This is a genomic window from Ideonella lacteola, assembly GCF_038066555.1.
GTDB classification, from domain to species: domain Bacteria; phylum Pseudomonadota; class Gammaproteobacteria; order Burkholderiales; family Burkholderiaceae_C; genus Ideonella; species Ideonella lacteola.
Genome location: NZ_JBBUTG010000002.1, coordinates 16,411 through 34,068, shown reverse-complemented (window position 1 = coordinate 34,068; position 17,658 = coordinate 16,411). Strand labels below are relative to the sequence as shown.

General features: G+C 68.0%; 15 protein-coding genes. 7 read left to right on the top strand and 8 right to left on the bottom strand.

Annotated features, from left to right (window positions below):
- Positions 1 to 12 precede the first annotated feature (12 nt).
- Together msrP and AACH06_RS03615 are read left to right on the top strand one after the other, a co-directional pair.
- The gene (gene msrP, locus AACH06_RS03620) at positions 13 to 1,008 is read left to right on the top strand and encodes a protein-methionine-sulfoxide reductase catalytic subunit MsrP (RefSeq protein WP_341424261.1); all 996 of its coding nucleotides are present in this window, start codon (positions 13 to 15) and stop codon (positions 1,006 to 1,008) included.
- Positions 1,009 to 1,045: 37 nt separating this feature from the next.
- Complete coding sequence (locus AACH06_RS03615; RefSeq protein WP_341424260.1) at positions 1,046 to 1,708, top strand: protein-methionine-sulfoxide reductase heme-binding subunit MsrQ; 663 nt, start codon at positions 1,046 to 1,048, stop codon at positions 1,706 to 1,708.
- Positions 1,709 to 1,750: 42 nt separating this feature from the next.
- Here the strand turns inward: AACH06_RS03615 and AACH06_RS03610 are convergent, their stop codons facing one another.
- Positions 1,751 to 2,542, bottom strand: coding sequence for an isocitrate lyase/PEP mutase family protein (locus AACH06_RS03610; RefSeq protein ID WP_341424259.1), 792 nt, complete (start codon positions 2,540 to 2,542; stop codon positions 1,751 to 1,753).
- A gap of 110 nt (positions 2,543 to 2,652) precedes the next feature.
- Between AACH06_RS03610 and AACH06_RS03605 the strand changes: the two genes are divergently transcribed.
- Positions 2,653 to 3,762 carry a cation diffusion facilitator family transporter gene (locus AACH06_RS03605; protein ID WP_341424258.1) on the top strand — a complete coding sequence of 370 codons (1,110 nt, stop codon included), beginning with the start codon at positions 2,653 to 2,655 and terminating at the stop codon, positions 3,760 to 3,762.
- A 105-nt stretch (positions 3,763 to 3,867) separates the two neighbouring features.
- Complete coding sequence (locus AACH06_RS03600; RefSeq protein WP_341424257.1) at positions 3,868 to 4,635, top strand: intradiol ring-cleavage dioxygenase; 768 nt, start codon at positions 3,868 to 3,870, stop codon at positions 4,633 to 4,635.
- A gap of 110 nt (positions 4,636 to 4,745) precedes the next feature.
- On the opposite strand, the gene AACH06_RS03595 is transcribed toward AACH06_RS03600, so the two are convergent.
- The gene (locus AACH06_RS03595; protein ID WP_341424256.1) at positions 4,746 to 7,172 is read right to left on the bottom strand and encodes a collagenase; all 2,427 of its coding nucleotides are present in this window, start codon (positions 7,170 to 7,172) and stop codon (positions 4,746 to 4,748) included.
- Positions 7,173 to 7,550: 378 nt separating this feature from the next.
- Here AACH06_RS03595 and AACH06_RS03590 point away from each other — a divergent pair, with 378 nt between their 5' ends.
- Together AACH06_RS03590 and AACH06_RS03585 are read left to right on the top strand one after the other, a co-directional pair.
- Positions 7,551 to 8,486, top strand: coding sequence for a serine protease (locus AACH06_RS03590; protein ID WP_341424255.1), 936 nt, complete (start codon positions 7,551 to 7,553; stop codon positions 8,484 to 8,486).
- A gap of 180 nt (positions 8,487 to 8,666) precedes the next feature.
- On the top strand, positions 8,667 to 9,590 hold the full coding sequence (locus tag AACH06_RS03585) for a LysR substrate-binding domain-containing protein (RefSeq protein WP_341424254.1): 924 nt from the start codon (positions 8,667 to 8,669) through the stop codon (positions 9,588 to 9,590).
- Between the two features lie 35 nt (positions 9,591 to 9,625).
- Here AACH06_RS03585 and AACH06_RS03580 read toward each other — a convergent pair whose 3' ends face one another.
- The 5 genes from AACH06_RS03580 to AACH06_RS03560 are packed head-to-tail and all read right to left on the bottom strand — an operon-like array spanning position 9,626 to position 15,419.
- Positions 9,626 to 10,780 (bottom strand): acyl-CoA dehydrogenase family protein, encoded by a 1,155-nt coding sequence (locus AACH06_RS03580; protein ID WP_341424253.1) that lies wholly within the window; start codon positions 10,778 to 10,780, stop codon positions 9,626 to 9,628.
- Between the two features lie 4 nt (positions 10,781 to 10,784).
- Complete coding sequence (locus AACH06_RS03575; protein WP_341424252.1) at positions 10,785 to 11,645, bottom strand: enoyl-CoA hydratase family protein; 861 nt, start codon at positions 11,643 to 11,645, stop codon at positions 10,785 to 10,787.
- Between the two features lie 32 nt (positions 11,646 to 11,677).
- A complete protein-coding gene (locus AACH06_RS03570) occupies positions 11,678 to 12,235 on the bottom strand; it encodes a MarR family winged helix-turn-helix transcriptional regulator (protein WP_341424251.1) in 558 nt (185 codons plus the stop codon).
- On the bottom strand, positions 12,232 to 13,011 hold the full coding sequence (locus AACH06_RS03565; protein ID WP_341424249.1) for an SDR family NAD(P)-dependent oxidoreductase: 780 nt from the start codon (positions 13,009 to 13,011) through the stop codon (positions 12,232 to 12,234). The genes AACH06_RS03570 and AACH06_RS03565 overlap by 4 nt, the downstream gene beginning before the upstream one ends.
- Positions 13,008 to 15,419, bottom strand: a complete 2,412-nt coding sequence (locus AACH06_RS03560) for a bifunctional salicylyl-CoA 5-hydroxylase/oxidoreductase (protein WP_341424247.1) — start codon at positions 15,417 to 15,419, stop codon at positions 13,008 to 13,010. Before AACH06_RS03560 ends, AACH06_RS03565 begins: the two co-directional genes overlap by 4 nt.
- Positions 15,420 to 15,597: 178 nt before the next feature.
- Here AACH06_RS03560 and AACH06_RS03555 point away from each other — a divergent pair, with 178 nt between their 5' ends.
- Complete coding sequence (locus tag AACH06_RS03555; protein WP_341424246.1) at positions 15,598 to 16,548, top strand: alpha/beta hydrolase; 951 nt, start codon at positions 15,598 to 15,600, stop codon at positions 16,546 to 16,548.
- Positions 16,549 to 16,578: 30 nt separating this feature from the next.
- Here AACH06_RS03555 and AACH06_RS03550 read toward each other — a convergent pair whose 3' ends face one another.
- Positions 16,579 to 17,442: a Calx-beta domain-containing protein gene (locus AACH06_RS03550; protein WP_341424245.1), complete on the bottom strand. Its 864-nt coding sequence runs from the start codon at positions 17,440 to 17,442 to the stop codon at positions 16,579 to 16,581.
- Between the last annotated feature and the right edge of the window lie 216 nt (positions 17,443 to 17,658).

Sequence of the window (17,658 nt, the reverse complement as noted above, 5' to 3'; positions counted from 1 at the left end):
CGCGAGAGACCCATGCACCTGCTGAAGGACCGCGGCTTCATCCACCGCACAACGTCGGACATCACCCCCCGAGCCGTCTACCAGTCGCGCCGCGAATGGTTGCAGCGTGCTGCCCTCGGCTTGGCCGGCGCCGGCATCGGGCCCGCCCTGGTGCCCGCCACCGCCTGGGCCCAGGCCGCCGGCCCGGGCAAGCTCGCCGCGCTGCGCGGCGCGCGCAGCGGTGTGGCGGGGGCGCTCGTGATGGACAAGCCAACGCCCTACGACGACGTCACCTCGTACAACAACTTCTACGAGTTCGGCACCGACAAGCACGATCCGGCCCAGACGGCGCAGCGGCTCAAGCCGCGGCCGTGGACCGTGAGCATCGAAGGTGAGGTCAAGAAGCCCAAGGTGTACGACCTCGACGAGTTGCTCAAGCTCGCGCCGATGGAAGAGCGCATCTACCGCCTGCGCTGCGTCGAAGGCTGGTCCATGGTCATCCCCTGGGTCGGCTATTCGCTGGCCGAGCTGATCAAGCGCGTCGAGCCCGCCGGCAACGCCAAGTTCGTGCAGTTCACCACCCTGGCCGACAAGGCGCAGATGCCCGGCCTGCGCTCGGGGGTGCTCGACTGGCCGTACACCGAAGGCCTGAGGCTGGACGAAGCCATGCACCCGCTCGCCCTGCTCACTTTCGGGCTCTATGGCGAGGTGCTGCCCAACCAGAACGGCGCGCCGGTCCGCATCGTGCTGCCCTGGAAGTACGGATTCAAGAGCGCGAAATCGATCGTCAAGATCCGCTTCGTCGAGAAGCAGCCGGTCAGCAGCTGGGAACGCGCCAATCCCAGCGAATACGGTTTCTATTCGAACGTGAACCCGCAGGTCGACCACCCGCGCTGGAGCCAGGCCACCGAGCGCCGCATCGGTGACGACGGCCTGTTCGCCAAGCGCCGCCAGACCTTGATGTTCAACGGCTACGAGGCCCAGGTCGGCCAGCTGTATGCCGGCATGGACCTGAAGAAGCAGTTTTGACGCCGCCGCGCTCTGTTCGGCTCGCTGCCCTCATTCGATGACTGGACCATCGACGCTCGTGAACCGGCTGCTGGCCCACAAGGCGACCAAGCCGGTGCTGTGGACGCTGCTGGCGCTGCCCTTGGCATGGCTGCTGTGGGGCGCGATCAACGACAAGCTGGGCGCCAACCCGGCCGAAGCGCTGATCCGCGGCCTGGGCGACTGGACGCTGCGCGGCCTGGTGCTCACGCTCGCCATCACCCCGTTGCGGCAGTGGACGGGCTGGCATCAGCTGCTGCGGCACCGCCGCGCCATCGGCGTGGCCACCTTCATCTACGGCACCTTGCACTGGCTGGCCTACGCCTGGCTCGACCAAGGGCTGGAGATCGACGCACTGCTGAAGGATGTGGCCAAGCGCCCGTTCATCCTGGTGGGCACGCTGGCCTGGCTGCTGCTGCTGCCGCTGGCAGCCACGTCGTTCAACCGGGCGATCAAGGCCTTGGGGGGCCGTCGCTGGCAGGCGCTGCACCGGGCGATCTACGCGATCGCGGTTCTGGCCATCCTGCACTTCTTCTGGATGCGTTCGGGCAAGCACCTGTACGGCGAGGTCGCCGTCTACGCGTCGATCGTCGGACTGTTGCTCGGCTGGCGCCTTCGAAACGCGTGGCGCCAGCGTACCCAGGTGCCGGCGCGGCCGGCCCCGGCCACCCACGCCGGCTGATCTGCGCGGGCTGATCTGCGCCGGCTCACCAGCGCCGGCCGATCAGCGCAGGCTCAGGTAGCCGAAGGTCCCGTCGCGGCGGATCTCCTCCGCCGCCGCCTTCAGGCCGTTCATCGCGGCGCGGTACAGCGACGTGGCCAGGCTGATGCGCTTGACGCCGGCGGCTTCCAGCTCGGCCACGCTGAACGACTTGCCCGGGATGCCCACCATGAAGCTGACCGGCTTGGCGACCGCGCTGCACACCGTCTTGACCGCGTCGAGGCTGGGCAGGCCCGGCGCGAACAACACATCCGCACCGGCGGCCTCGAAGGCCTGTAGGCGGCGGATCGTGTCGTCCAGATCCGGGCGGCCGTTCAGGAAATTCTCGGCACGCGCCGTGAGGGTGAAAGGGCGCCCCATCGAGCGGGCGGCCTCCACTGCCGCCGCCACCCGCTCGGCCGCCTGGCTCAACGGATAGATCGGCTCGCCGGCCTGCTGGCTGGCATCTTCGATCGAGCCACCGGCGAGGCCCACCTCGCCCGCGAGGCGGATGGTCTGCGCCACCACCTCCGGCGCGTGGCCGAAGCCGTTCTCCAGGTCGGCCGAGACGGGCAGATCGGTCGCCTCGACGATGGCCCGGGCATGCGCCAGCGCGTCGTCAAGCGTCAGTTGGTAATCGGTGCGGCCCATCGACATGGCGGATGCGGCGCTCGACGTGGCCAGCGCCTCGAACCCCAGCCCTGCCAGCAGCTTGGCCGAGCCGGCATCCCACGGGTTGGGCATCACGAACACCCCCGATCGCGCATGCAGTTGCCGAAAGAGGGCGGCCTTGTCGGCCACGGTGGTCATGGACATGTCGTCTCCCAAAGAATGGTCAGGGTCGGATGCTGCCCGAAGCACGCCGCACCCGCTCGCCGGATACGGACATCTCCCCGCACACCCGCACCCCATGGGACACTGGATTCATGCCCTCGCACGACCACTCTGCCCACGACCACCCCCCGGGACATCGCCACGAAGGCCACACGCACGGCCCCGCCTGCGGCCACGCGCACGCGCACGCCCACAAGCACGAGCACGAGCACGGGCACCACGACCACGACGATCACGACCACGGTCACGACGCCCACGGCAGCGCCCACGATCACCACGGCCACGGCCATCACGGCCATGCCCACGGTGATCCCCACAACGCCGGCCGCGCCTTCGCCGTGGCCATCGTGCTGAACAGCGTGTTCGTGGCCGTCGAGTTCGGCTACGGCGTGTGGGCCAACTCGACCGCCTTGATGGCCGATGCCGGGCACAACCTCTCGGACGTGCTGGGGCTGGCGCTCGCCTGGGGCGCCGCCCTGCTGTCGCGCCGCGCCCCCAGCGAGCGTTTCACCTTCGGCCTGCGCGGCAGCTCGATCCTGGCCGCGCTGGCCAACGCCACCTTGCTGCTGGTGGCCTGCGGCGGTATCGGCTGGGAGGCCGTGCGCCGGTTTGCCGAGCCACCTGCCGTGGCCGCCGACGTGGTGATGGCGGTGGCGGCGATCGGCATCGTCGTCAACGGGCTGTCGGCCTGGCTGTTCGCCAAGGGCAGCGAACACGATCTCAACCTGCGCGGCGCCTTCCTGCACCTGGCAGCGGATGCTGCCGTGTCGCTCGGCGTGGTGGTGGGTGGGCTGGTCATGCGGCAGACCGGCTGGTACCTGGTCGATCCGCTGATCAGCCTGGGCATCGTGGCGGTCATCCTGTGGAGCACCTGGGGCCTGCTGCGCGAATCGCTCGATCTCGCCCTGGGCGCCGTGCCACCGCATGTCGATGCACGCGCAGTGCGGTCTTACCTTGCCAGCCTGCCCGGCGTGACCGATGTTCACGACCTGCACATCTGGCCGCTGTCGACCACCGAAACCGCCCTCACCGCCCACCTGGTGATCCCCGAGGGCACCCCGGGCGACGCCTTCTTCGACGAGGTCGACCGGCAGCTCGAACAACGTTTCAAGATCCATCACTGCACCTTGCAACTGGAGCGCGGCACCAGCCAGCACGCCTGCCGGTTGCACCCCCAGGACTCACGCGGCGTCACAAGCTGAAGCGCCCGGTCACCTGGTATGTCAGGCCTGCGCGGTAGCGTTCACGCTTCAGCAAGAGGGGGCCTCGAGACTGAGCGCTCCACAGCCAACGCAAGGAGACGCGCCATGTCACAGGACTTTGATCGCCAGGATTCCCCCGACCTGCCCACCCGACGCGAAGCGCTCGGTGCCCTGGGCGCCCTGTCGGCCGTGCCGCTGATCGGGCTGCCCGGCGTGGCGAATGCAGCAGACACCTGGGCCGAGCAGTACGACGCGCTGGACTACGCCGCCGCACGCAGCTGCGCCCTCATCCCCCAGGAAACCGCCGGGCCTTACCCGCTGCTGAGCGTGCTGGACGACGACACGATGATGCGGCGCGACATCACCGAAGGCAAAACGGGCGTGCCGCTCGCCCTGACGCTGAAGCTGGTCAACGTGAACAAGTCGTGCGCACCCATCGGCAACGCCGCGGTCTACATCTGGTGTTGCGACAAGGATGGCGTGTACTCCGGCTACCAGCAGCCCGGCCACGACACCCGTGGTCAGACCTTCATGCGCGGCATCCAGCTCACCAACACCAAGGGCGCGGTGCACTTCGACCTCGTCTACCCCGGTTGGTACGCCGGCCGCATCACCCACATCCACTTCCAGGTCTACCTGAACGCGAACACCGGCGGCTCGGCCACGGCCACCTCGCAGCTGGCCTTCCCGCAATCGGTGACCAAGACGGTCTACGCCTCCCCGCTGTACGCCGCCCGTGGCCAGAACACTTCGGTGCCCGACTTCGCGCATGACAACGTGTTCAGCGACGGCACCTCGCTGCAGATGGCGAAGGTGAAGGGCTCGGTGGACCTGGGCTACTCAGCCAAGTTGATGGTCGGCGTGGCGGCCTGACGCCACCCCCACCACCCGCGTACCCCCAAGTGCCCCGGCCCCGGCGGCGTGTGCAACGCCGGCCGGGCCGGGGTGTGTCGCCCCGTCGGGCGACGGGCGTCACGCCAGGGTCAGCGGGTGCAAGCCTGGGCCAGCAGGCTGCTCATCGAATCGATGCAGTGCAAGGCCTGCGACCCCGGCGGGAACGGCAGCTCGCTGAACATGCCGCGCAAGGTCGCCTGGGTGAAGCCGCTCTTCGGAACGGCCATCACATACGAGAAGCCATAGCCCTTGTTCGGCAGGGTGAGCGACACATCCTGCCCGGTGCTTTGCACCTTGACGTCGTAGTTCGAGGTGGTCGGCCAGGAACCTGCCCTCGCATAGAGATCGACACTTCCGCCGATCCGGCTGAGCTTGAAGATCGTCTTGGTGAAGTCGTCGTTCGAGATGTAGAACGACAGCACGCCCGCCTTGGTCAATTCGCGCGAGCAGCCGTTGTCCAGCGCATCGTTGCGCGCCATCACGCAGGGGCCGATGGCCGTGGGATCCAGCAGCGGCTTGGTCCCCTCGCCCTTGCTGACGCAGCGTGCCGACGTCCGGTCGCCCCCACTCACGCACTGGGTCAGCCACTCCGAGAAGTCCTTGTCCAGTGAGGTGCCCAGACCCTTGATGTACGTGCTGTACTGGTCGTAATCGCCCATGCGCATCATCGGCAAGAAGGTCTTCTGCTCTTGGGGTTGTCGCTCCAGGATGTAGCGCGCCGCCAGGTAGCCCCAGTTGTAGACCCGGGTCGCACCGCTGTCGTAGGTGTTGCGCATCACCTCGCTCAAGGCCACAGGCGCCGTCTGCGCCCTGGAGGTCGCGTCCGCGTAGTACTGGCGGCGGTACGAATACGACATGTACTCGGCGAAGCCCTCGATCCACCACACCGACGACTGCCGGCCGCCGCCCACGTCCAGCGGATAGTCGCCGAAACCACCCCACATGTTGTAGCGGCCGTCCAGGTAGTGCGCGAACTCGTGGTTCAGGTTCCAGATCTCGAAGTTCGAGAGCCAGTCGGCCCGGTAGGCCAGGAACCGGGCCTGGTTGCCCTTCTGCGACGGGGTGCCTTCCAGGTAGATGCCGCCGTTGTTGGTGTCGTTGCCGAAGAGAAAGCCTGAGAAGCGGGCGTACTCGGTGTAGTTGTCGAACACCACCAGCTCCAGCGTCTTGTTCTTGTCATTGGCGACCGGCTTGCCCTTTCTCGTGCCGACCAGGCCATGGAAGTACTTCGACTCCTGCGTGACCGACGTGCAGGTCGAGCTGAGCTGAGACGAGGTCATCGCCTGCGAGCGGATGACGTACTGTGTGCCGCACTCGTAGCGGATCGGCAGCTTCAGTGCCGCCACCGTGTCCTGCCCGTTGCAGGTGCCGTAGGCGGCGCAGTTGGCGCTGTCGTAGTAGTCGACCATGCCCGATGCGCGTATCCACACATCGATCGTCGTGTCCTGCGTGACCGGGAAGTTCGGCATCTGCGCCGTGGCCATGGCACGCACCTGGGCGCTCTGCGGCGTGTACTGCACGAAGCGGATCAGCTCGCCCATCGCGTTGGCCTGGTGGTAGCTGTCTTCGGTGCCCAGCAGGCCCATGTTGCGCGTCAGGAAGGCGTCGAAGCTCTTGGCATAGCTGACGTCGTTCTGCACCACGTTCACGTAATCGGCCTGGTAAGAGCCCAGGTAGAAGACGTTCATGGCCGACACGATCGCTTCATTGGTCCAGTAGCCGACGGCCGGCGTGCTGGGGGTGACCTGATCGATCCACTTCTTGGCGGACGGCGCATACGACAGCGCCCAGCCCGAGGGCGTCGTCTTGTAGACCTCGCTGACAAAGTAGGCGTTGTCTTCCGTCTTGTCGAAGAAGTGGGGCGAGGCGATGAGCTGCATCATCGCCGCCAGGGCCCGCGACATCATGGTCGGGTCTCCCGGCGGGATGTTGTTGGCCTTGTCGCCCTCCTTGCTCATGAAGCGCCAGTAGCCCGCCGTCCGCAAGAACGACAGCAGGTTCATGGAGTGGTTGCTGTCGTTGCCCTGGTAACTCACCGACCGCGCTTTGAGCTCATCGGCCACGGTGATGATGTTGGCGTTGCTGAACACCGTGCGGTAGTCGTTCGCACTGCCGTAGTAGAGGCTGTACATGCACGCCGTCAGGTCGGCCGCATCGATGAACGAGATCAGCGCCGAGCCGGTCTTCCCGACGAAATCGGTCCCGGTGCAGGACGCACCGGCCGGGCCGACGCCCTCAGCTCGGAAGCGGCCCGAGCGCTGCACCTCGCGCGCGGCCTTCACGCGTGCGGACACCGGCAGCACCACCTCGCTCGGCGACTGGCCGATCTCCAGCCGGTTGGGCACGAAATCGTCCGCCCGTCGCAAAGGCAGCAGCGCAGGCGGCCTCGCGGCCTTCGACACATGCTCGCCGGCCTGGGGCCAACCCGGGTTGGCGTGAATCGGTGCCCGGCGTGCATCACCGGGCTCACGGTCAGGGGCCGATGCCCACGCGATCGCTGCCTGCGACAGCAGCATCAAACCGATGGAGGCGGTCGCCAGCCTTCTGGGCGACCCAACTCTGGGGAAAGTCTTCAATTTGTCTCCTCGTCATGGCTCTTAAGGAACGCGCCCTGCGCACCAAGGACTCGGGCCTTTCTGGGGCCGAAGCGGGGGCAGCGGGGTGAGCGCGATTCGAGTCGACATCGGAGGCCCGAACAAGCGAAAAGAATCGCCCGGACTCATGAGCTGGCTTCATGTGAGAAGGCCGCGTGGTTACTGACGATCTGTGACGTTGTTGGCAAAGCGCCGCATGCATCATGATTCCGGCTCGCGAGGCGATCACCGCCTTACATCGGCTGCGGCGGCTTGGCTTGCTCCTGAGTCCGCCCGGCCTCCCACAAGGAAGGAGACACCATGAAACCCACTCATCTGAAGAACGCCTTGGGGCGCAGGGCTGGGCGCTCGGTTGGCCGCACTGCTCTCGGCGCCGCCATGCTCGGCTCGGCGGGCCTGCTGCCGGTCCTGGCCCAGGCCGGCACGATGCGCGAGCAAGTCGAGGCGTACCAGGCGCAGCTGTCGGCGCGCCACGGCGGCCCCGTCCAGGACGCGCAACCGGAAGTGGTCGGCGGCAAGCCGGCCAAGGATGGCCGGTGGCCCTTCATGGCCAGCCTGATGGAAAAGCGCATCGCCGACAACTTCGACTCGCGGTTCTGCGGCGCGTCGCTGATCAGCAAGCGCGACATCCTCACCGCGGCCCACTGCATCACGCTGACCGGTGCCACCGCGAAGAACACACAAGTGCTTGTCGGCACCCAAGACCTGACGCAAGGCGGCCGCCGCATCAACATCGCCTCGATCACCGTGCACCCCGACTGGAACGAGGACACCACCGATTCGGACGTGGCGGTGATCCGCCTCACCGAAGAGGTCAACGACATCGAGCCCGTCGCCTTCGCCACCACCTTGAAGGAAGAGAACAAGCACGCCGCCACCGGCAAACCGACCTGGGGCATGGGCTGGGGCTCGACCCAGTCCAACCCGCCCTACCCCGAAAAGCTGCTGAATGTGCGGCTGCCCATCGTCGACCGCGAGGTGTGCAACTCGTCCGACTCGTACGACGGCGCCATCACCAACACGATGCTGTGCGCCGGCTTCAAGGAAGGCGGCAAGGATACCTGCGGCGGCGATTCTGGTGGGCCGCTGGTGGCCAAGGACAGCAGCGGCGAGTTCCGCCTGCAGGTGGGCGTCGTGAGCTGGGGCATCGGTTGCGCCCAGCCCGATCTGTATGGCGTCTACTCACGCTTGGCCGTGCTCGGGCCGTGGGTGAAAGACCAAGTCGCCAAGCCCTGATCGAGCGTGCACGTCTTCGCGTGCGTGGCCAACCCGGCCCCGCACGCGGAGCCACAATGCCGACCAGCCGTCCACAGCCCGGTGGCCGGCCTGAATGTCCTCTCTCCGCAAGGGCGCCTGCCGCCTCTGGCGCCAGGTGCCTCCCGTGCGTTGAACGACCTTGCCACGAGAACGCCGGCCATGCGACGCCACCTGCGCCACCTCAATGGTTTGCGCTACTTCGAGGCAGCTGCACGGAAGCTGTCATTCACCGAAGCGGCGGCCGAACTGTGCGTCACCCAGGGCGCCGTCAGCCACCAGGTTCGCGCGCTGGAGACGGCACTCGGCCAGCCCTTGTTCGAGCGGAGCCAGCGCCAGATCCGCCTGCTGCCGGCGGGTGAGCGTCTTCTGGCAGAGCTGACCGAATCGTTCGCCCGCATCGACGCTGTCCTCGAACAACTCAAGGCCGGCGGCGCAGGCACCCACAGCCTGCGGCTGTCGGTGACGCCCACCTTCTCCAGCCGCTGGCTGATCCCCCGGTTGCCCCGGTTTCGCGAGCGGCATCCCGACATCGAGCTGCATCTGAACCACGAACGCAGTTCGAACCTGCGAGCCCAGGGCCAGATTGAGGCGGCGGTGCTGTGGTCTCGAGAGCGGCCGCAAAGCCCGCGGACCGTCTCTCGGCCACTGTTTGGCCTGTCACTCAGCCCCGTCTGTGCGCCATCGCTGATCCGCCCTGACCAGCCGCTGGCCACGCCGGCCGATGTGCGCCACTACCCCCTGCTGCACGAAGACAGCTTCGTCGATTGGGAGCGCTGGATGGAGCGTGCCGGCGCGCCCGACACCCCCGTGCGCCGAGGGCAGTTGATCGACGACAGCAACGCCTTGATGATGGCGGCCGCGGCCGGACATGGGCTGGCCCTGGGCCACCTGCCCTTGATCGAAGAAGACCTCCTGGCCGGGCGCCTGGTGCGGCCCTTCGCCCTCAGCATCCCCGCGCGGGGCGCCTATTGGCTGGTGTGCAGTCGACCGATGGCCCAACAGCCGGCCTGGCAGGCTCTGACCGACTTCCTGGTCGAGGAAGTGGGCTTCCTGGCGGACTCGCCGGCCGACGACGCGGCCTGACCCAGCCGGCGAAGCCAGCAGGTGGGGGCGGGCTCTCAGCCGTTCTTCAGAACGTCGCGGCCGATGATGAGCTGCTGCACTTCGGTGGCACCTTCGTAGATGCGCAAGGCTCGGATCTCGCGGTACAGCCGCTCGACCGTCTCGCCGCTGCGCACACCGCGGCCACCCCACATCTGCACCGCGGCGTCGATCACCTGCTGCGCGCCTTCGGTGGCAAACATCTTGGCCATTGCCGCCTCGCGGGTCACGTTCTGGCCCTGGTCTCTCTGCCAGGCGGCGCGGTAGACGAGCAAGGCCGCCGCATCGAGCGTGGTGGCCATCTCGGCCAGCTTGGCCTGGGTGAGCTGGAAATCGCCCAGCACACCGCCGAACATCGGGCGCGTGCGGGCGCGTTCCAGCCCTTCGTCCATCGCTCGCCGGCCGAAGCCCAACGCCGCCGCGGCGACGCTGGTGCGGAACACGTCCAGCGTGCGCATCGCCACCTTGAAGCCTTCGCCCGCCTCGCCGATGCGGTGGCCGAGGGGCACGCGGCAGCCCGAGAAGCGCAGCCGTGCCAGCGGATGCGGCGCGATCACGTCGATTCGCTCGGCGATCTCGAAACCCGGCGTGCCCGCCTCGACGACAAATGCCGAGAGGCCGCGCGATCCGGGTGCCTCGCCCGTCCTCACGAACACGACGTACACATCGGCAATGCCGCCGTTGGAGATCCAGGTCTTCTCGCCATCGAGGATGGCGACATCGCCCTCGATGCGGGCCACGCACTGCATGGCGGCCACATCCGAGCCGGCATCGGGCTCGGAGAGCGCGAAAGCGGCGATCGCATCACCCGAAGCGACCCGGGGCAGCCAGCGGGCCTTCTGCGCCGGCGTGCCCGCCAACGAGATCGCGCCCGAGCCCAGCCCCTGCATCGCGAAAGCGAAATCGGCCAGGCCGTTGTGGCGTGCCAGCGTCTCGCGGGCCAGGCAGATCGTGCGGGTGTCGATCGTCTCGCCCGCACCGCCGTACTCGCGGCCGGCGACCGCGTGTTTCAGCCAGCCGGCGTCACCCAGTTGACGCACGAGCTGACGGCAGGCTGCGTCGACATCGTGGTCGCCGTGCACATCGCGCACGTGGGCCGCAGCCCAGGCGTCGAGCGCGGTCGAAAAGGCGCGGTGCGGTGCGTCGAAGAAGGGCCAGTCGGTGCGGTCCATGGCGTCAGTTGCCTTCAAACACGGGTTTCTGCTTGGCCACGAAGGCACGGTAGGCACGGCCGAAGTCTTCGGTGAGCATGCACAAGGCCTGGGCCTGCGCCTCGGCCTCGATCGCCTGCTCGATCGTCATCGCCCATTCTTGGTGGAGCATGGTCTTGGTGATGCCGTTCGCGAAGGTGGGGCCGGCCGCGATCTGGGCCGCCCACGCCTGCGCCTCGGTGCCCAGGCTCTCGGGTGGCACCAGGCGATTGAAGAAGCCCCAGGCATGGGCCTCGTCGCCCGGCAGTGCGCGGCCGGTGTACAGCAGGTCCGATGCGCGCCCCTGGCCGATGATGCGCGGCAGCATGGCGCACGCGCCCATGTCGCAGCCCGCCAGGCCCACGCGGTTGAAGAGGAAGGCCGTCTTCGAGCGCGCGGTGCCCACGCGCAGGTCCGACGCCATGGCGAGAATCGCCCCCGCCCCGGCACACACCCCGTCGATGGCCGCGATGATCGGCTGCGGGCACGCCCGCATCGCCTTCACCAGATCGCCGGTCATGCGGGTGAACATCAGCAACTCGGGCGCCTTCAGGCGGATCAGCGGACCGATGATCTCGTGCACATCGCCGCCCGAGCAGAAGTTGTCGCCCGCCCCCTCCAGCACCACCACATGCACATCGGTGGCGTAGCGCAACTGGCCGAACAGGTCGCGCAGCTCGGCATAAGAGTCAAAGGTCAACGGGTTCTTGCGCTCAGGCCGGTTCAGGGTGACGGTGGCCACGCCATCGGCCACGCGCCAGCCGAAGTGCCGCGCCTGGTAGCCGGCCAGTGCCTGGCGATTGCCGGCGGCCAGCGCCGGGTCCACCCGATCGGTCGAATCAGTCATGGGGTCTCCTGGGGAATCTCAGAGGCTGAGAGTCAGGCCGCGTCGCGCGCAGCCTTCTTGGGTGGGGTGGCGTCGGCGTCGGGCTGCGCGAGGTGCACGCGCAAACGGCCGAGCAGGTCTTGCAGTTGGTGCTTCTGATCGCCATCGAGGCCCGCGAGCAATTCGACGACCCAGGCTTCGTGCACCTGCGCCACGCGCTCGAAAGCCTGCCGGCCGGCTGGGGTGAGCGCCACCTTGAACGAGCGGCGGTCTTCGGCATCGGTCTCGCGCAGCACCAGGCCCTCTTGCTCCAGGTCGTCGGTGAGTGCCGTGACGTTGCCGCCAGTCACCATCAGGTAGCGCGACAAGGCACTCATGCGCAAGCCTTCCGGGTGACGATGCAGCTGGGCCAGGTAGTCGAAGCGGGCCAGCGTCATGCCGAAGTGCGCCCGCAGCCGGCGCCGGATCTCGGTTTCGATCTGCGTCGTGCAGGCCAGCAGACGCAGCCACACCTTCAGGGCCTGGTGGTCCGCGTCGCCCAGGCGGGCCTCGAGCCCGATCTGCGCATCGTCGAGCAGGCGGGGCGCTGCGCCCTTCTTCTTGGTGCTCACATCGTCTCCCCACCACACACGGCGATCGCCTGGCCATGGACCGACCCGGCGGCCGGCGAGCACAGCCAGCGCACGGTATCCGCCACTTCTTCGGGCTGCACCAGCCGGCCTTGCGGGTTGCCCGCGGTGAAGCCGGCGCGCGCCTCGGCCTCGCTGCGGCCCGTCTTGGCCACGACCTTGGCGATGCCGTCTCGCACGATGTCGGTCTCGGTGTAGCCAGGGCAGACGGCGTTGACCGTGACGCCGTCCTTCGCCAGCTCCAGTGCCAGCGTGCGGGTCAGGCCCAGCACCCCATGCTTGGCCGCGACATAGGCCGACACGTAGGCATAACCTTTGAGCGAGGCGGTGCTCGCGATGTTGACGATGCGCCCGCGCGGCCCCGCGGCCTTCAGATCGGCCCACGCCGCCTGGCAGCAGAGGAACGGGCCGGTCAGGTTGACATCGAGCATGCGTTGCCACAGCTCGGGCGATGTCTTGGCGAACGGCGCCGTCTCGACCGCGCCTGCGTTGTTGATCAGCGCCGACAGGGGCCCCTGGGCGGCCCGCGCCGCGTCGAAGGCGGCGGCGACCGAATCGGCCTGGGTCTGGTCCATGCCGATCGCGAAGGCGCCCAGTTCCTGGGCCAGCACGGTCGGCGCTTCACGCGCGGTCAAGGTCAGGCGCCAGCCGTCGGCTGCGAGGGCCCGGGCAATCGCGGCACCAATGCCACGGCTCGCGCCGGTGACCAGCGCATGCGGGCGGTCCATCACGCCGGAAGAAACTTGCGCCGTGCTCATGCGCCGTCCCCCCGGGGCTTGGTGGCCGGTGCGGCGCCCGCGGCGCCCAGTGCGGCACGTTCACGCTGGATGAGCGTTTCCATCTGCGATTTGCCCGAGCGGTAGGGCGCCGGCCAGTCGATGGCGGTGTAGCCGATCTTGGCGGCTTCCTGCAGCGTCCACGCCGGGTTGGCCAGGTGCGGGCGGGCCACCGCGCAGAGGTCGGCCCGGCCGGCGGCGATGATCGAGTTCAGATGGTCGGCTTCGCTGATGGCACCCACGGCGATGGTGGCGATGCCCGCTTCGTTGCGGATGCGGTCGGCAAACGGTGTCTGGAACATGCGGCCATACACCGGCTTCTGCTCGGGGCTGACCTGGCCGGAGGAGCAATCGATCAGGTCGGCGCCCGCCGCCTTGAAGGCGTGGGCGATCTGCACCGCGTCGCTGGGCGTGATGCCGCCTTCGACCCAGTCGTGCGCCGAGATGCGCACCGACATGGGCTTGTCGTGCGGCCACACGGCGCGCATCGCCTGGAAGACCTCCAGCGGCCAGCGCAGCCGGTTCGCCAGCGAGCCACCGTAGTCATCCGCGCGACGGTTGGTCAGCGGCGAGATGAAGGCCGAGAGCAGGTAGCCGTGCGCGCAGTGCAGCTCGAGCCAGTCGAAGCCGGCTTCGGCGGCCCGCCGCGTCGCGGCGACGAAGTCATCGCGGATGCGCTCCATGTCGGCGCGGGTGAGCGCCCGGGGCACGTCCGTGGCGCCCGGCTCGTAGGCGAGCGCCGAGGCCGACCACAGTGGCCAGTTGCCGTGCGCCAGCGGACGATCGGCGCCGTCTCCCACCCACGGTTCGTTCGTCGACCCCTTGGGGCCGGCATGGCCCAGCTGCAGGGCGATCTTGGCGTCTGAGTGCTGGTGGACGAAGTCGACGATGCGACGCCAGGCGTCGCGCTGGGCGTCGTTCCACAACCCGGGGCACGAGGGGGTGATGCGGGCATCCGGGCTGGGGCACGTCATCTCGGCGAACACGAGCCCCGCGCCGCCCAGCGCGCGCGCACCCAGGTGAACCAGGTGGTAGTCGCCGGGCATGCCGTCAACGGCTGAATACTGGGCCATGGGCGACACGACGACGCGGTTCTTCAGCGTCAGCCCTCGCACCGTGTACGGCGTGAACATCGGCGGCGGAACGCGCCCCCGGGCTGCGGACGCGGCTGGGCCGTGGTGATCGGCCGGCTCGGCGAGCCCAGAGCGCGCCGCGATCCAGCGCTCGTAGCCTTCGAGCCACTGCTTGTCGCGCAGGCGCAGGTTCTCGTGGCTGATGCGCTGGCTGCGGGTCAGCATCGAGTACATGAACTGCTCGGGTTCGAGCTGGTCGCAATACCGCTCGCCGCAGGCCTCGAACCACTCCATCGCGTTCCACGCCGCGTTCTGCAGGCGCAGCACGTCCACGCGGCGTTCGGCCTGGTAGTTCTTCAGCACATCGGCGATCTCTTCGGCGCCCACGTCGATGTGGTTGCCGTGGTCGCGGAACTGCTTGGTCAGCTCGATCGCGTCTTCCAACGCCAGCTTGGTGCCCGAGCCGATCGCGAAGTGCGCCGTGTGCACCGCATCGCCCATCAGCACCACGTGGCTGCGGCCGTTGAAGAGCGACCACTGCTCGCAGGTGATGCGCTGGAAGTTGAGCCAGGCCGAGCCGCGCAGGTGGCGCGCGTTGGTCATCAGCCTTTCGCCGCGCAGGTTGTCGGCGAAGAGCTTCTCGCAGAAGGCGACCGATTCGTCCGCCGTGGCCTGGTCCAGCCCGTGGGCCTTCCAGACATGCTCGGGGCACTCGACGATGAAGGTCGAGGTGGTCTCGTCGAACTTGTAGATGTGGGCCTGGAACCAGCCGTGTTCGGTCTTCTCGAACAGGAAGGTGAAGGCGTCATACAGGCGCTTCGTGCCCAGCCAGATGTAGCGGTTGGGCCGGGTGACGATGTCAGGCCGGAAGACCTCGGCGTGCCGGGTGCGCACCCGCGAATTGATGCCATCGCTGGCGATGATCAGGTCGGCGTCGGGGAAGTCGGCATCCGAGTCGACTTCGGATTCGAAGACCAGCTTCACGCCCAGCGCTTCGCAACGCGCCTGCAGGATGTTGAGCAGCTTCTTGCGGCCGATGCCCACGAAGCCGTGGCCGCCCGAGCGGATCACCCGCCCCTTGATGTGCAGCTCGATGTCGTCCCAGTGGTTGAAGGCCTGCTCGATCTCGTCGGCGGTCGCCTTGTCCCACTGCCGCATGTGCTCCATCGTCTGGTCCGAGAACACCACCCCCCACCCGAAGGTGTCGTAAGGGCGGTTGCGCTCGACCACGGTGATGTCGTGGGCGGGGTTCTGCTGCTTCATCAGCAGTGCGAAGTACAGGCCGGCGGGGCCGCCGCCAATGCAGACGATGTTCATGCGCTCACCTGGGGCTGGTCGAAATTACTTTAATTGTGAATTATCTAAGTGTCAATCAAAGGCGTGGCACGGTGCTCGCTATCTCGGGTTGGCATCGAGGCCTGCTTTCACGACACTGCGCCGGCCGCCGCCCAGTCGCCTTCCACCCTGCCCTTTCACCACCTCAACACACCCTGCCATGAAGCTCTTGCACACCTTGTTCGCCGCGCTGGCCCTGGCCGGCAGCGGCGCGACCCTCTCGGCCGTGCCCAACGCGCCCACCGGTGAGATCGAGAAGCGGTTCTATGCCGATGGGCCGTGGGCGGTGAGCCATCGCCCGTCGTTCGGCTGCTGTGACTCGTCCGGCTATGCGTTCGACATCTACGGGCCGGAAACGCCCGGGCTCGGTGGCTTCAAGCACCCGATCGTCACCTGGGGCAATGGCACCGGCACCGCGCCGTACAACTACGACTACCTGCTGCGCCACCTGGCCAGCTGGGGCTTCGTGGTGGTGGCCACGCGGCAGCCCAACACCGGCACCGGGCGCGAGATCCGCGATGCGGCGCGCTTCATGGCAGCCGAGAACACGCGGCCCGGCAGCCCCTTCGAGGGCACGCTCGCGGTCGACCGGATCGGCGCGATGGGGCATTCGCAAGGCGCCACCGGCGTGATCAATGCGATGCGAGATTCGGGCGGCGCGATCCGCACCGCCATCGCGATGGCCTTGCCGGCCCAGGTCTTCTGCAGCGACGAGATCAACTGCACCGATCCGTCCCGCCTGCGTGCGGGATCGGTGTTCTACCTGAACGGCAGCCTGGATGTGGTGATCTCGCCCTCGCGGCAACCCAAGGGCACGCGGGGCCTGCAATCGAACGCGGCGTACTACCGCGCCATGCCGTCGACGCTGCCCAAGTTCTGGGCCACGCTGCGCGGCGCCAACCACAACGACATGATGGGCCAGCCCGATTGCGCGCTGGTGGGCTCCACCTGCCACAACGGCGTCTACGGCTACCTGGGCTACCCCACCGCCTGGCTGATGGACCAGCTGCAGGGCGATGCCGAAGCCCATCAGGCCTTCGTGGCCGGCAGCGGCGAGATCTTCTTCCAGCCGAAGAACTGGGCCAATCAGACGAGCAACATCACGCCCTGAGCACGGCAGGGCGCGATGTGCCCTGCGGGCTCAATGCAGAACGCACGACGCCCGTTGGCGGCGGGTGTTGTTGGTCTCGATCGACTCGACCACCACGTTGTTCTGGTCGATCGTCGCCTCCAGTTGATGCAGGCCGGCCGAGAGTTGCAGGTTGGGCGTGTCGGGGAACCAGCGGTGAACCACCGAGGCGCCCGGCGTCTGCAACAGGCGCGACGGGTCGGCGCCCAGCAGGCGCAGGCCACCCCAGGCGGCACCGTCGGCCCGCATCTGAAGCACCGCGCCGGCGGTGGGGTGGTAGGCCGATTCCGGCACGCCGCCCGTGCCAGCGTTCGTCAAGGTGAGCTGGATCTCGCAGCCATCGACCAGCTCAATGCGGCTGACGAGCAGATCGGGCCGGCCAAAGGCGCCATCGACGATGGTGGCTTCACCCACCGGATCCGACAGGCTGCCTTGGTTGGCGCAACCCACGCCGTTCGAGAGTTGCAGGCTGAAGTGCTCGGTGCCCTCGACGAGCGCATCGCCATGAACCGGCACCTCCACCGTGCCGATGTCGATGAGGTCGGGCCCATCGACCACCACCGTTCGGCTGAGTTGACCATCCACGGCCGTGAAATCGCCGGGCGCCACGGCGCTGCCGGAGACGGTGCGGTAGCCCACGCAGAACGAGAACTGTCGGCGGTTGCAGTCCGGCTGGTCGATCGGGCAGGTGATCAAGACCGGGTCGTACACGGCCAGCACGTCGAAGCGTGCGACCTGGTCGCCACCACCGTCCGAGACCGTGGTGGCGTCGGTCACCGCGATGCGCGGCGCGCCGGTCGCGGCGAAGGTGGCAGAGGGGGTGGCGAAGGACGTGGCCAGGCCCAGGATGGCGAGCCACGAGGTGATGCATTTCATGATGGATTGCTCCCTGTATCGACGTGGCAGGGCGGCCCCATGCCACCCCGCAGTTGGGCGGCGTGATTCATCGATCAGCAGCCGCGACAACCAGGGGAGATTTCATCGGCCGGGCGTCCCGATCGTCTTGAGGCCGATGTCCCGGCTGCGCGATGGGGCCAGAGCGTTTTTCGGGCCGCGTTGCCGTGCGGCGGGACACGTGTCCCGGCTCAGCGG

Bases quoted from the DNA above. Each gene is read 5' to 3' on its own strand.
- AACH06_RS03610 (WP_341424259.1), bottom strand. From the start codon at position 2,542: ATGTCCATGACCACCGTGGCCGACAAGGCCGCCCTCTTTCGGCAACTG.
- AACH06_RS03560 (WP_341424247.1), bottom strand. From the start codon at position 15,419: ATGAACATCGTCTGCATTGGCGGCGGCCCCGCCGGCCTGTACTTCGCA.
- AACH06_RS03585 (WP_341424254.1), top strand. From the start codon at position 8,667: ATGCGACGCCACCTGCGCCACCTCAATGGTTTGCGCTACTTCGAGGCA.
- AACH06_RS03550 (WP_341424245.1), bottom strand. From the start codon at position 17,442: ATGAAATGCATCACCTCGTGGCTCGCCATCCTGGGCCTGGCCACGTCC.
- AACH06_RS03600 (WP_341424257.1), top strand. From the start codon at position 3,868: ATGTCACAGGACTTTGATCGCCAGGATTCCCCCGACCTGCCCACCCGA.
- AACH06_RS03580 (WP_341424253.1), bottom strand. From the start codon at position 10,780: ATGGACCGCACCGACTGGCCCTTCTTCGACGCACCGCACCGCGCCTTT.
- AACH06_RS03615 (WP_341424260.1), top strand. From the start codon at position 1,046: ATGACTGGACCATCGACGCTCGTGAACCGGCTGCTGGCCCACAAGGCG.
- AACH06_RS03605 (WP_341424258.1), top strand. From the start codon at position 2,653: ATGCCCTCGCACGACCACTCTGCCCACGACCACCCCCCGGGACATCGC.
- AACH06_RS03595 (WP_341424256.1), bottom strand. From the start codon at position 7,172: ATGCTGCTGTCGCAGGCAGCGATCGCGTGGGCATCGGCCCCTGACCGT.
- AACH06_RS03590 (WP_341424255.1), top strand. From the start codon at position 7,551: ATGAAACCCACTCATCTGAAGAACGCCTTGGGGCGCAGGGCTGGGCGC.
- AACH06_RS03575 (WP_341424252.1), bottom strand. From the start codon at position 11,645: ATGACTGATTCGACCGATCGGGTGGACCCGGCGCTGGCCGCCGGCAAT.
- AACH06_RS03555 (WP_341424246.1), top strand. From the start codon at position 15,598: ATGAAGCTCTTGCACACCTTGTTCGCCGCGCTGGCCCTGGCCGGCAGC.
- msrP (WP_341424261.1), top strand. From the start codon at position 13: ATGCACCTGCTGAAGGACCGCGGCTTCATCCACCGCACAACGTCGGAC.
- AACH06_RS03565 (WP_341424249.1), bottom strand. From the start codon at position 13,011: ATGAGCACGGCGCAAGTTTCTTCCGGCGTGATGGACCGCCCGCATGCG.